The sequence below is a fragment of the Allobosea sp. GW821-FHT10B12 genome, assembly GCF_059415545.1.
On sequence record NZ_JBWKNL010000003.1, the window covers coordinates 474,826 to 487,933 of the forward strand.

Here is a 13,108-nt window from a genome sequence, read left to right on the forward strand (position 1 = left end):
CCGTCGCGCCGGATGCATCCGTCCGAGCGAGGTGCGCGTAACAAGCTCAAATTCCTCCGCGTCCATGGGCGCAATCTGACGGACCTTCCGATGCCTCAGTCGCGTAAGCTTTTCGGCCGGCCGGGTGAAACCGATCTGGTCAGCGTCGACCGCGCTCTCGCCGAATTCCGCGCCGCCCGCCCGGTGCTGCTGCGTCAGGGCGAGGATCTGGCGCTGGCCCTGTCGGCTGAGCTTGCTGAAACTGATCTCACGACCCGCCTCGACTCCCTGTCCGCCGGCAATGCTCGCCTCGTGCTGAGCGCCGCGCGCCTGCGCCGTCTCGGCGCCAAGGGGCGCGCAGAGACGGGCATCCTCGCCATGCCGACGATCGATCTGTCCCGGGTCGAGACACTCGCTCTCAAGCTAGACGCCCGTGTCGATGCCCCCGTTGGTCCGGCCAACGCCCTCGACAACGCCGCGCTCGAGCTCGCCCGCCTCGCACTCGTGCTGCCGGCGGTGATCCTCGTCCCTGTCTCGGCCGCGCAGGTCGCCGGCGAGCCGCTGATCGAGGTGACCATCGAGGCGCTCAACGGCTATCGCGCCGCGCAGGTCGCCCGGCTCGCCATCGTCGGCCGCGCCCCGGTGCCGCTGGAGGGCGCGCCCGACACCGAATTCGTCGTTTTCCGCGGCGGCGAGGGCCTGCGCGACCAGGTTGCGATCATCGTCGGCAAGCCCGATCTCTCGGCCGCGGTACCGGTGCGGCTGCATTCGGCCTGCCTGACCGGCGACCTGTTCGGCTCGCTGAAATGCGATTGCGGCGACCAGCTGCGCGAGACCGTGCAGTGGATGGCCGAGAACGAGGGCGGCATCCTGCTCTATCTCGACCAGGAAGGCCGCGGCAACGGCATCTCCAACAAGATGCGCGCCTACAAGCTGCAGAGCCAGGGCTGGGACACCTACGATGCCGACGAGGTGCTCGGCTTCGACCTCGACCAGCGCCATTTCGACTTCGCCGCGGCCATGCTGAAGCAGCTCGGCGTCTCCAGCGTCACGGCGCTGACCAACAACCCGCTGAAGATCGGGGCGATCAAGGCCGCCGGCCTCGAAGTCGCCGCGACCCAGCGCGTGCTCGGCCGCCCGAACGTCCACAATGTCCGCTATCTCGCCTCGAAGCGCGACCGTGCCGGCCATTTCATCGACATGGACGCGCTGATGGCGCGGGCCGCGCCGAAGGATTGATCCCAAGCCGGGCATGGGGCAGGAAGCCGCCATGCCCGACCGGGACCGCCAGAACATCGAGCCGCCTGCCGCACCTTGGCCAACCGCCAGGGTGATGCTGCTGGTCTGCGCCGGCTGGCTCGCTTTGTCCTGGCCCTGGCTCTCAGGTGCAGTTACCGTGCCCTGGGACGCCAAGGCGCATTTCCACCCGCAGCTGCAGTTCCTCGCCAGCGCCCTGCACAAGGGGCTCTCGCCGTTCTGGACGCCCTTCGTCTTCGCGGGATCGCCGCAGGTCGCCGATCCGCAATCGCTGATCTTCTCGCCGCCCTTCTTCCTGATTGCCCTCATCAACCCGACTCCGGATTTCCGATGGAGCGACGGCGCCCTGCTCGGCTCGCTGCTTGTCGGCGCGCTCTGCCTCGTCCTGCTCTTCCGCGATCGCGGCTGGCACCCGGCCGGCGCGGTCGTCTGCGCGCTTTCCTTCGCCTTCGGCGCCGCCGCCGCCTGGCGCATCCAGCATGTCGGGCAGATACTGAGCCTGTCCTATTTCGCGGTGACGCTGCTGCTGCTCTCACGCGCACTCGAGCGCAGCTCCTGGCGCTATGGCTTCGCGGCCGGCCTCGCCGCCGGCTTCATGGTGCTGGGGCGCGACCAGGTCGCGCTGCTCGGCGTCTATGTCCTCGCCGGGCTGGTGCTGGCCGCCATCGCCATGGCCGACAGGCCGCTGGCGGCACTGCGCGCCAGCCTGATGCCGCTGCTGCTTGGCGTTGTCGGCGCGACACTGGTCGCGACGGTGCCAATCCTGCTCACCGCCGTGCTCGCCGAGGAATCGAACCGGCCAGTCATCGATCTCGCCGGGGCCGGCAAGGGCTCGCTGCATCCCGGCTCGCTGCTGACCGGGCTGATCGCCAATCTCTACGGCGCCTCCGGCCCGCTGGAGAATTTCTGGGGCCCGCCCAGCCCGGCCTGGGAGAAGCGCTTCGGCCCGCTCGACCTCTATCTCGCCCGCAATATGGGCGAGCTTTATCTCGGCCTCCTGCCGATCCTGATCGTTACCGGCGTCGGCATCGTCCGCGGCGCCCTGCTGCGGCGCGAGATCGTCGCCCTCAGCGTGGCGGCACTGATCGTGCTGGTCTACGCGCTCGGCCGCTACACGCCGGGCTTTGCCCTGCTCTTCCATTTGCCTGGCGTCGATTTCTACCGCCGCCCGGCCGATGCGCTCTTCATCCTCGGCGCGTTGCTGTCGATCCTCGGCGGCTATCTCACCCATCTCGTCCTGACCGATACGGCGCCACGCCCGCGCCGCTGGCAGATCGCGCTCGAGATCCTGTTGCTGCTGGCGGCTTTTGGCACGGCGATCTGGCTGGCCTGGACAGTCGGGCGCCTGCATGTCGCCTTCGTGCCGCTGGTCACCGCCGTGCTCTGTCTGATCCTGATCGCGGGTGCGCTCGTCGCGGCACGCGGGCTCGCTTTGCAGGGTGCCAGCATGGCCGCGACCATCATCCTGGCCATCGCCATGGTCGTCGATCTCGGCGTCAACAACGGCCCGAGCGAGTCGACCGCGCTGCCGGCCGGAATGTACGAGGTGCTGCGCGCCGACAGCAGCAACGAGACCATCGCTTTGCTGAAGCGCGAGACCGCCCGCACCGCCGGCCCCGACCGGCGCGACCGCATCGAGCTCGCCGGCATCGATTTCCACTGGCCCAATGCAAGCCTCGTCCATAGCCTCGACAACACGCTCGGCTATAACCCGCTCCGGCTGGGTCTCTACAGCCAGGCGACGGGTGCAGGCGATCATGTCGCCCTGCCCGACCAGCGGACCTTCTCGCCGCTGATGCCGTCCTACCGCTCGCTGCTCGCCGACATGCTCGGCCTGCGTTTCATCGCGACCGGCGTCCCGGTCGAGGAGATCGACAAGCGGCTGAAGCCGGGCGACCTCGTCCAGATCGCACGGACGAAAGACGCCTATGTCTACGAGAACCCGCGCGCCTTGCCGCGCGTGCTCCTCGTCACCGAGGCGCAAGCTGCCGATTTCGGCACCATCCTGAAGACCGGCGAGTGGCCGGCGGGCTTCGACCCGCGCCGCACCGTCCTCTTAGACAAGGCCCCGCCGCCACTGCCGACCGGCCCGGCGCAGGCCGGAAGCGTACGCATCCGCAATTACGGCACGACCGAGGTGCTGCTCGATGTCGAGGCGCCGCGCGGCGGCTTCGTCGTGCTGAACGATGTCTGGCAGCCCTGGTGGCAGGTCGAGGTCGACGGCAAGCCGGCCGAGCTCCTGCGCGCCAACGTCATCTTCCGCGCCGTCAAGGTGCCGCCCGGGCGCTCGACAGTCCGCTTCGTCTTTCGCCCGCTCGACGGCCTTTATCACGCCATCGGCGAGCGGATCCGCAAGGCGAACCCGCCGCCGGTGTGATCAGCCGAGCGCCGCCATCGCCGCGACCGGCAAGGGCCGGTGCGCCGCCAGCACGCGGGCGAGCCCGTCGGGAATGACCGCGCCGTCGCGGATCGTCTCGTCGCGATGGATGCCGCCGGCGATGAACAGGCTGTCGAAGCCCATCATCTTCGCGCCGGCGAGGTCGGTGCGGACCGCATCGCCGATGACGAGCACGCGGGCGGGATCGATATCGCGTCCGCCGCGGGCTTCGCGAGCCGCCGCAAGCGCGAGATCATAGGCCGGGCGGTGCGGCTTGCCGGCCCAGGCGACGTGGCCGCCGAGCTCTTCATAGATCGTCGCCAGCGCTCCGGCGCAGGGCAGAAGATCATGGCCGACATGGACCACGAGGTCGGGATTGCCGCAGATGAAAGGCAGTTCGCGCTTGGCGAAACGCGACAGCAGCGGCCGGTACTGCTCCGGCTGCTCGCGGCGGTAGTCGTTGAGCTCGGTCGCGACGACGAACTCCGCCTCGTCCTCGCCGACGATCTCGACGTCGAAGCCGTCGAACACCGCCCGGTCCCCGTGCTCGCCGATGTGATAGACCTTGCGCAGATGGGTCTCGGCGATGAGCGCGCGGGTGACGTCGCCCGAGGTCACCAGCCGGTCCCAGGCGGCGCGCGGCACGCGCTTTTCGTCGAGCACGCCGGCGATCTGCGCCGAGGGCCCCGGCGCGTTCGAGAGCAGCACCACCGTGCCGCCGCCCTCGCGATAGCGCATCAGCGCCTCGCAGGCCGGATCGAGCGCCAGCACGCCATCGTGGACGACGCCCCAGACATCGCTGATCAGCACATCGTAGCGGGCGAGGAGCGCGCCCGCCTCCATCAGGACAGGAACGCTCATGCCCGGCCAGCCGCCTCTTGCCCGATCCGCGCCTCGACATCGGCCCGACGAGGCAACGGCGCCACCGCGCCGTACCCTTGCGTCGACAGAGCTGCCGCGACATTGGCATAGGCGCCGGCAGTGAAGGCATCGCCGGTGCGGATGTATTCGGCGAGGAAGGCGCCGTCATAGCAGTCGCCGGCGCCGGTCGCGTCGATCGCATCGACCTTGATCGGCACGAAGCGCTGGCGCTTCGAAGGCGTCGCCACCAGCGAACCCTCATGGCCGAGCGTCAGCGCCACGACCTTGGCGCCGAGCCTGAGATAGAAATCGACGATCGCGTCGGGCTGCTCCAGCCCGGTCAGCAATTTGGCGTCGCCGTCACCCGGCAGGACGATATCGGCCATCTCGCAGGCGGCGTGGACGATCGCCCGTGCCCGTGTCAGCGGCCAGAGCTTGAGCCGCAGGTTGGTGTCGTAGGCGGTCAGCACGCCGTTTTCGCGCGCCGTCGCGAAGGCCTCGAACACCGCATCGCAGGCGCTCGCCGAGATCGCCTGGCTGATGCCAGAGGCCTGGATCACCTTGGCCGAGGTGATCAGATCCTTCGGCAATTGCGCCGGGCCGTAGAGGCTCGCCGCCGAACCGGCGCGCAGATAGGAAAAGACATGGCCCTGCGCGCCGTGGGAGACGAAATAGAGCCCGGTCGGCGCCGACGGGTGGGTCGAGACATGGGCATCATCGACGCCTTCCTCAGCCCACACGGTTCGGAAGGTCCGACCCGGCTCGTCATCGCCGAGCGCGCCGACATAGGCGACCTTTGCGCCCTGGCGCGCCGCCGCGATCGCGCAATTGGAGGTGTCGCCGCCAAGGCCGAAGCGATAGGCACCGGCCTCGCCCCGCGTCGCATTGAACTCGCCGAGGGGCTCGCCGATACAAACGATATCCGTCATGAATCCCAAACCGAGAAGAGCGGCCGCAAGCGCGACCGGTTTCCTCACTAGAACATTGCAGGTCGCGGTGAAAAGGCTTTGGCGGACAGGCGCCTATTCCGCCGCCTCGCGGCTCTCCGACGCCACCAGCAGCGCATCGGCCAGCCGGACGATCTCCTGACGCAGGGCCGCCTCGCCGGCGGCCTTGCCGCCGTTCTGCTTGCGCTGCGCAGCAAGCTCGCGCTTGAGCCCGGCCCGATCGGCACGCGCCTGGTCGCGGGCGCCCTGGACGGCGCCGATCTCGGCATGCAGCGCCTCGACCACCTCGTCGCGCTCGCGCAGAGCAGCGTGGTGAGCCGACGCCTCGCTGGCCAAATGCTCCTTCAGGCGGGCTTCGGCCACGGCCGCCGCCTCGATCTTGTCTTCCAGCACCTTGATCCGCGCGAGCGTCTCGGCGTGATCGGCGGATGCCTGGGTCATCGCCGCCTCCAGTCTTGCGATTTCCGCGCCCAGTTTGACGGCGTTCGCATCGGCCGAGCGCAGCGCAGCCTCGGCCTCGTTGGCGCGTGTCGTGAGAGCATCGGCCCGCAGCCTCTCGCTGTCGCGGTCGAGTTTCATGGCGGAAAGGCTCGTGCGCGCCTCGGCGAGCGCCGCCTCCGCTGTGGCGAGCTGGGCCGAGAAATCATCGCGCTCGCCCTCCAGCTTGAGCCGCAGCGTGCCCGCTTCGACCAGGACGACGCGCTGGCGATCATGCTCGCTATTCAAGGTCGAGAGCGCCTGGTCACGTTCGGCGAGCGTTGCTTCGATCCTGTCGTGCAAGGCCCTGAGCTCGGCGAGTTCATGATTGCGGGCTGCAAGGTCGGCCGAGCTGCCGCTGAGCGCCTGGCGTATGTCGGCGAGTTGCGCCTCCACCGCCGCGAGATCGCTGACGCGGCTCGACAATGTCGCCTGTGTGGTCTGGTGACCGGCGTCTTCCCTGGCCAGGGCCTCGCGCGTCTGCGTCAGCTCCTGCGTCCTCTCCGTCAACTCCGCCTCGAGCGCCTCGACCCGTCGCTTGCGCTCCGCCAGATCGGCTTCCAGACGGGAGATCGTCATGTCACGCCGGCCGATCTCGTTCATCGCGCCAGCCCTGGCGGCAAAGCCGCTCTCGGCCTTCTGCTCGAGCGTCCGCTCGCGGATCGCCAATTCGGCACGCAAATGGTCGCGGTCGGCGGCGATCTCGGCAAGCGACAGCGGGAACGCGGCTTCGGCCCGTCGCCGCGCCAACCGGTCGGCCCGGCGGCTCAGCGCCGGCAATGCCGCAAGGGCAAGCAGGCTAGCCGACAGGAAGCCGAGCGCGACGAGCATGACGGCTTCGATCAAGGCAGGGCTACTCCCGTTTCTGCGATCAGCCCGGCGTCAGGCTGCCATGGTCTGAGAGATAAGGCCAGCAATGCCGAATTATCAGATCAGAACGGGTTCCAGGTCGCCTCGGGTGTGAACTTCAGATAGCCGAGGTTGACGCCAAGCCGCCAGCCAACGCCCGTGCGGATCGGCACGACCATGACGCCGCCTGCGGTCAGCGCGGTAAAGCCGAAACCGCCGACGAAATAGACCGAGCCGTCGACGCCGCCGAAACGCTGATAGAGCGCGCTCACGCTCGGCAGGTTGTAGACCAGCATCATCGTACGGGCGCCGTCGCCGCCGAAATCGAAGCCGACCGACGGTCCCTGCCAGAACACCTTGCGGTCGCCGGCATTTCGGGTGAACAGCGTGCCCTCGCCAAAGCGCAGCCCGCCGACGAAGGCGCCCGACGCCTCCTGGCCGAGCACATAGCCGTTTGGCTCGCCCCAGCGGCGCACGGCTTCCTCGACCGTCAGAGCAAAGCCGCGCGAAACATTGCCGAAGAACTGGTGGCCGGAGCTGACCAGTTCGTTCTGGGTGAAGGAGCGCTCGGCCGGCTGGGCGGCAGCGGGACCGGCGGCAAGGCCCGCGCCGAGCAGCAGGGCGCTGGCGAGCAGGGTGCGGCGGGTATGGTTCATCTCATCGTCTCCAGGCAAGCGCCGGGCATGGGCATTCGGCCTCCTGCCGGGATGGCGTCGACGGCGGGTCGTGCGAATCCTCGCGACCACGGTAACCTCCTGGATACGCCGTATGTGTATCCAAGCGGTGAACTGCGGCGCAGGACGTGCCGTAACGCGACTAGAGCCAAGGATTGGTGGGCGATGAAGGCCGCAGCAAGGCATGCCGGGATTGTGATCGCCGGCATCGTGACAGGCTGCGTTCTCCTTCTTGCCGCGCAGGCCAGCCGGGCGTCGGCCCTCCCCACGGGCCTACCCGAACTCCCCGCTCTCGGCGAAGTCATGCAGCGCGACAACCGCACCGGCTTGGCGCTCTCAGGCTTCGATCCCGTCGCCTATTTCCTCGACAATGCCGCCGTTCCGGGTCTGCCTGACTACGAACTGCTTCACGGCGGTGCGGTCTGGCGCTTCGCCAGCGCCGCCAATCGCGATGCCTTTCGCGAGGCGCCGCAGGTCTACACACCGCGCTTCGGCGGCTTCGACGCCAGCGGTGTCGCAGATGGGCGCGCGGTCGATGCCGACCCGCATCGCTTCGCCATCATCGGCTCGCAGCTCTATTTCTTCCGCAGCGACGAGAATCGCCGGCGTTTCCTTGACGAAGCCGCTCTGCGGGTGAAGGCCCAGGAGCGCTGGCCGACCGTCGCGACCTCGATCGCGCGCTGAGCGGGTCAAGCGCAGCGACAGGCCGCCGCCTTCTCGATCGCGAGCCGGGCCAACCTCTCGCAACCGGCCGCGACGAAAGGCGGGTTGCGGAAATCGCGATCGACATTGCCGTAGAGCGGCTTTTCGCCGTCGAGGGTCAGCACGATGCCGCCGGCAGCCGCGAGGATCGCGTCACCGGCAGCGATGTCCCATTCCATGGTCGCCCCCCCGCGCACATGCAGGTCGGCCTCGCCCGAGGCGATCAGCCCGAACTTCACCGCTGAAGACACCGGCGCGCCATCGCCTTTCGCGACCGCGGCCGCGACGCCGGCGCTGACCGTGTCGCCATGGAAGCGGCTCACCAGCATCAGGGGTCCCTCCGCCGGCTCGGTCCGGACATGGACCTGCCGCACCGCGCCAAGCGGCTTGGCCTCGGCATCGAGGTCTTGGGTGAAACTGCGCTCGCCGCCGAACCAGAGCCGGCCGATGGCGGGCGCGGCGATCGCCCCGGCAAGCGGACGCCCGTCCCGGATCGCGGCGATGGCGACGCAATAGCTGTCGCCCGAGGCGAGGAACTCGCGCGTGCCGTCGAGCGGATCGAGCAGGATGAAGACGGAAGCCGGCGCGACGTCGCCGACGCTCTCCTCGCTGATCACCGGAAAGCCCGGCAGCAGTTCGGCCAGCGCCTGCTTGGCGGCGAAATCGGCAGCAAGATCGGCGGAGCAGACCGGCGAGCCGTCCGCCTTGAGCTTGACGTCGCGTGCCGCCCGCTTCGCCAGCAGCACCGCAGCCGCGCGCCGCGCCGCCTCGCCGAGCGCGCGGGCAAGCCCGTCCCGGTCGGTCAGGCGCGGATCGTCTTGAGCGATGGTCATCGTCGAACCAGTCTCGCCGGCGCCAAGTGCCAGAGATCAAGCCATGCCGGGCGGCGCCTCCGGCGACATCATCCTGTTAGCTAGTGCATGTGACGTTAAAGGAAAAGCCGGCTCGCCTTCTGGCAGCCATCTTGCCCGGGCATGCCGGGACGTGCGCTGTGCTCCCGGGGCCGAGGCTATGGTTAACCAGCTGCAAACCAGCCTGGCGCATGCTGCACCATCGATATGGGGCGCCCGCCGCCCTGATTCTCTTGACCGCAGGACCGGATCATGACCGCCATCTCGCTCGAGCCGCTCGATCTGGCCGCACTTCTCTGCAGCCGCGTCTGCCATGACGTGATCAGCCCGGTCGGGGCGATCGTCAACGCGCTCGAAGTCCTCGAGGAAGACGACCCTTCGATGAAGGAGTTCGCGCTCGACCTGATCAAGAAGAGCGCGCGCAACGCCTCGGCCCGGCTGCAGTTCGCCAGGCTCGCCTTCGGCGCCGCCGGCTCGGCCGGCGCGATGATCGATCTCGGCGATGCCGGCGCCGTCGCCAACGGCTTCCTCAATGACGAGAAGCTCTCGCTCGACTGGGAGGCGCCGCGTGCGCTGCTGCCGAAGAACCAGGTCAAGCTGGTGCTCAACCTGCTCGTGCTGGCGACCCAGGCGATCCCGCGCGGCGGCAAGATCACCTGCCGCTGCACGCTCGCTGGCGAGCAGGGCAGCTTCGCCATCACCGCCACCGGCTCGCATGCACGCATTCCGGCCCATGTCGAGGATCTGATCGCCGGCCGCTCCGAGACCGGCGCCATCGATGCCCATGCCGTCCAGCCGCTCTACACGGGCATGGTTGCGCGTGCGGCCGGAATGAAGATCGCCTTCGCGATCGACGGCGACACGGTCAGCATCGGTGCAGAACCGGCCTGAAGACTGGCGGAACAGGCTCGCAGGGCGCGATACGGCGCGGTTTCCGCTCGCTCTCAACCGATCATAAACCCTTGCACCGCAATATCCGCGGCAGCATCGGTGACGTGAGTGAGCGGTCCTTGCATGGACGAGTTGCTGCAAGAGTTTCTCGGCGAGACCGGCGAGCACCTCGACATGGTCGACCGGGAGCTCGTCCGTTTCGAGCAGGAGCCGAACAACGGCGATATCCTGCGCAACATCTTTCGGCTCGTCCACACGGTCAAAGGCACCTGCGGCTTCATCGGCCTGCCCCGGCTGGAGGCGCTGACCCATGCGGCCGAATCCGTCATCGGCCAGTTCCGCGACGGCGCCAGCGTCTCCTCCAGCGCCGTCACCGCGATCCTCGAGACGATCGACCGGATCAAGGAGATCATGGCCGAGCTCGCCGAGAAGGGGCAGGAGCCGCCGGGCCATGACGACCAGCTGATCCACGAACTGCGCGGCCTCGCCGAGCGGGCGAAGCTGGAGCTGGCCACAAAGCCGCAGCAACCGCTCGACCCGGTCGCGGCCTATCTCGCCCGCACGGCCGAAACCAGGGCAGCGGAAGCAGCAGGGGCCGGATCGATCCAGGACGAGATGGATCTCGTCTTCCGTGCCGCACCGAGCCCGCTCGACCAGCCACGACCGCTCAATGGCGAGGATGGGGCCCGCGACGCCAAGGCCGCCGGCCCCGCGACGCTACGCGTCAATGTCGACACGCTCGAGCACCTGATGACCATGGTCTCGGAGCTCGTGCTGACCCGCAACCAGCTGCTCGAGATTGCCCGCCGGCAGGAAGATGCCGGTCTGAAGGGACCGCTGCAGCGGCTCTCCCTCATCACCGCCGAATTGCAGGACGGCGTGATGAAGACCCGCATGCAACCGATCGGCAATGCCTGGTCGAAGCTACCGCGTATCGTCCGCGATCTCTCGACCGATCTCGGCAAGAAGATCGAACTCGAAATGGAGGGTGCCGATACCGAGCTCGACCGGCAGATCCTCGACCTGATCAAGGACCCCCTCATCCATATGGTGCGCAACTGCGCCGACCATGCGATCGAGGAACCGCAGGAACGCGCCGCGCTAGGCAAGCCGCAGGCCGGCACGATCCGGGTCTCCGCCTATCATGAGGGCGGTTCGGTCACCATCGCGATCACCGATGACGGGCGCGGCATGGACGTAGCCCGTATCCGCCGCAAGGCGGTTCAGCGGGGGCTGGTGACAGAAGCCGAGGCGGAGCGAATGAGCGAGGCGCAGATCCTGCGCTTCATCTTCCATCCCGGCTTCTCGACCGCCGACATGGTCACCGCCATCTCCGGGCGCGGCGTCGGCATGGACGTGGTGAAGGTCAACGTCGACGCGATCGGCGGCATGATCGACGTCGCCAGCATCGCCGGTACGGGCACCACGATCACGATCAAGATCCCGCTGACGCTGGCGATCGTCTCGGCCCTGATCGTGGCGACCGAGGGCCAGCGTTATGCCATCCCGCAGGTGGTCGTCCGCGAGCTCGTGCGGGTCAAGGCCAATGGCGAGCACCGCATCGAGCGCATCAACAACGCACCTGTGCTGCGCCTGCGCGAAAGGCTTCTTCCGATCGTCCCGCTCGCCGGGGTGATGGGCAAGGCCGACAAGAGCGGCACCGACGATGGCTTCATCGTGGTGACGCAAGTCGGCGAGCGCCAGTTCGGCATCCTGGTCGAGTCGGTGTTCCACACGGAGGAAATCGTCGTCAAACCGATGTCGACCCGGCTGCGGCATATCCCGCTGTTCTCCGGAAACACGATCCTCGGCGATGGCGCGGTGGTGCTGATCGTCGACCCCAACGGCGTCGCTCGCCTCGTCGGCGTGGCGACGCCGCAGGACGAAGCGGCGCCCGCCCTTCCCGGCGATGCCGTCCGCCCTGTCGAGCGCACCACCATGCTGGTCTTCCGCGCTGGCCAGGACCGGGTGAAGGCCGTGCCCTTGTCCCTGGTCACGCGGCTCGAAGAGGTCGAGGCTGGGCAGTTCGAGAGCGGAGGCGGACGCACGCTGCTCAACTATCGCGGGCGGCTGATGCCGGTCCTCCCGGTCGAAGGCGTCGAGCTCCGGCAAAGCGGACTGCAGCCGCTGGTCATCTTTTCCGAGCAGGATTTCAGCATGGCGCTGGCGGTGGACGCCATCGTCGACATCGTCGACGAGGTTCTCGATGTCGAGATGCTCGCTTTGCCTGAGCAAGGGGTGCTCGGATCGGCCATCATCCGCGGCCGCGCCACCGAGATCCTCGACCTCGCCCATTACCTGCCCAAGGCCAATCCCAACTGGCTCCGCCTGCGCCGGGACGGCGCGGACGGCCCGCGCGTCCTGCTGATCGAGCCATCCGAGTTTCTGCGCGAGATGCTCGCCCCGGTGCTGAAGGCCGCGGGCCTGCAGGTCATTCACGCGGCCGACATCGCGATGGCGCCGGGCCTGGCCTCCGGCAGCGCCGAACTGAATGCCGTGGTGATCGATCTCGACCGCGACGCCGAGGCCGCCTTCGCCCTCGCCGCACGGCTGCGTGCCGAGGATCGGCATGCCAAGCTGCGCATCATCGGCCTGGCCAGCCTGCCGACACCCGAGCTGCATGTCGCAGCGGCACATGCGGATTTCGACGAGGTGGTGGCCAAATTTGATCGGCGCGCTCTGATCGCGGAGCTGGCGGAAAACCGCCATGGAATGAGGCGAGCCGCATGACCGAAGCGACCGGCGACATCGAAACCGGCGTGACCTCCTTCGAGGACTCGCTCGACTACGTCACGGTCACGATCGGCGGACAGCTGCTCGGTCTGCCGATCGAGCGCGTCCAGGACGTGTTCATCGCAACCCGCATCACTCCGGTACCGCTGGCGCCGCCCGAGATCATCGGGCTCATCAATCTGCGCGGACGCGTCGTCACAGCGATCTGCATGCGCCGGCGGATGGGTCAAACCAACCCGCCCGGGAACCAGACCGGGAGCGCCGATGAAGTCACCGCAGTCGGCATCGATCAAGGCGGCGAGGCCTTCGCCCTGATCGTCGATGCGGTCGGCGAGGTGATGCGCTTGAAACGGGCGACCTTCGAGCCCGTACCGATCCATCTTGATCGTGCCTGGGCGACATTGGCCAAGGGCGTCCACCGCCTCGACGATCGTCTTCTGGTCGTCATCGACGTCGACACTGTCCTCAACATCGAACTGCCGGTCGCCGCCTGACGCCGACCCGCCGCCT

Annotated in this window: 11 protein-coding genes; 6 read left to right on the top strand and 5 right to left on the bottom strand. The window is 68.3% G+C overall.

The features are described 5' to 3' along the window. Positions 1 to 90 precede the first annotated feature (90 nt). Both ribA and AC07O0_RS12220 read left to right on the top strand, forming a co-directional pair. Positions 91 to 1,218: a GTP cyclohydrolase II RibA gene (gene ribA / locus AC07O0_RS12215; protein WP_494623308.1), complete on the top strand. Its 1,128-nt coding sequence runs from the start codon at positions 91 to 93 to the stop codon at positions 1,216 to 1,218. A 31-nt stretch (positions 1,219 to 1,249) separates the two neighbouring features. After that, positions 1,250 to 3,613 (top strand): glycosyltransferase family protein, encoded by a 2,364-nt coding sequence (locus tag AC07O0_RS12220; RefSeq protein WP_494623310.1) that lies wholly within the window; start codon positions 1,250 to 1,252, stop codon positions 3,611 to 3,613. Here the strand turns inward: AC07O0_RS12220 and AC07O0_RS12225 are convergent, their stop codons facing one another. From AC07O0_RS12225 to AC07O0_RS12240, 4 genes are all read right to left on the bottom strand, one after another. Beyond that, positions 3,614 to 4,474, bottom strand: coding sequence for a TIGR01459 family HAD-type hydrolase (locus AC07O0_RS12225; protein WP_494623312.1), 861 nt, complete (start codon positions 4,472 to 4,474; stop codon positions 3,614 to 3,616). Continuing rightward, positions 4,471 to 5,403 (bottom strand): sugar kinase, encoded by a 933-nt coding sequence (locus AC07O0_RS12230; RefSeq protein WP_494623314.1) that lies wholly within the window; start codon positions 5,401 to 5,403, stop codon positions 4,471 to 4,473. Before AC07O0_RS12230 ends, AC07O0_RS12225 begins: the two co-directional genes overlap by 4 nt. A 93-nt stretch (positions 5,404 to 5,496) precedes the next feature. Further along, entirely contained in the window at positions 5,497 to 6,744 is a 1,248-nt protein-coding gene (locus AC07O0_RS12235) for a coiled-coil domain-containing protein (protein ID WP_494623316.1), read from the bottom strand. A gap of 86 nt (positions 6,745 to 6,830) precedes the next feature. Continuing rightward, positions 6,831 to 7,403: a DUF1134 domain-containing protein gene (locus AC07O0_RS12240; protein ID WP_494623318.1), complete on the bottom strand. Its 573-nt coding sequence runs from the start codon at positions 7,401 to 7,403 to the stop codon at positions 6,831 to 6,833. A 183-nt stretch (positions 7,404 to 7,586) separates the two neighbouring features. On the opposite strand from AC07O0_RS12240, the gene AC07O0_RS12245 reads away from it, so the two are divergent. Continuing rightward, positions 7,587 to 8,105: a YHS domain-containing (seleno)protein gene (locus AC07O0_RS12245; RefSeq protein WP_494623320.1), complete on the top strand. Its 519-nt coding sequence runs from the start codon at positions 7,587 to 7,589 to the stop codon at positions 8,103 to 8,105. A gap of 5 nt (positions 8,106 to 8,110) precedes the next feature. On the opposite strand, the gene AC07O0_RS12250 is transcribed toward AC07O0_RS12245, so the two are convergent. Continuing rightward, entirely contained in the window at positions 8,111 to 8,956 is an 846-nt protein-coding gene (locus tag AC07O0_RS12250; protein WP_494623322.1) for a 3'(2'),5'-bisphosphate nucleotidase CysQ family protein, read from the bottom strand. A gap of 270 nt (positions 8,957 to 9,226) precedes the next feature. Between AC07O0_RS12250 and chpT the strand changes: the two genes are divergently transcribed. From chpT to AC07O0_RS12265, 3 genes are all read left to right on the top strand, one after another. Then, complete coding sequence (gene chpT / locus AC07O0_RS12255) at positions 9,227 to 9,865, top strand: histidine phosphotransferase ChpT (RefSeq protein WP_494623324.1); 639 nt, start codon at positions 9,227 to 9,229, stop codon at positions 9,863 to 9,865. Positions 9,866 to 9,988: 123 nt separating this feature from the next. Beyond that, positions 9,989 to 12,595, top strand: coding sequence for a chemotaxis protein CheA (locus AC07O0_RS12260; RefSeq protein ID WP_494623326.1), 2,607 nt, complete (start codon positions 9,989 to 9,991; stop codon positions 12,593 to 12,595). Further along, the gene (locus AC07O0_RS12265) at positions 12,592 to 13,092 is read left to right on the top strand and encodes a chemotaxis protein CheW (RefSeq protein ID WP_494623328.1); all 501 of its coding nucleotides are present in this window, start codon (positions 12,592 to 12,594) and stop codon (positions 13,090 to 13,092) included. The genes AC07O0_RS12260 and AC07O0_RS12265 overlap by 4 nt, the downstream gene beginning before the upstream one ends. Positions 13,093 to 13,108 lie beyond the last annotated feature (16 nt).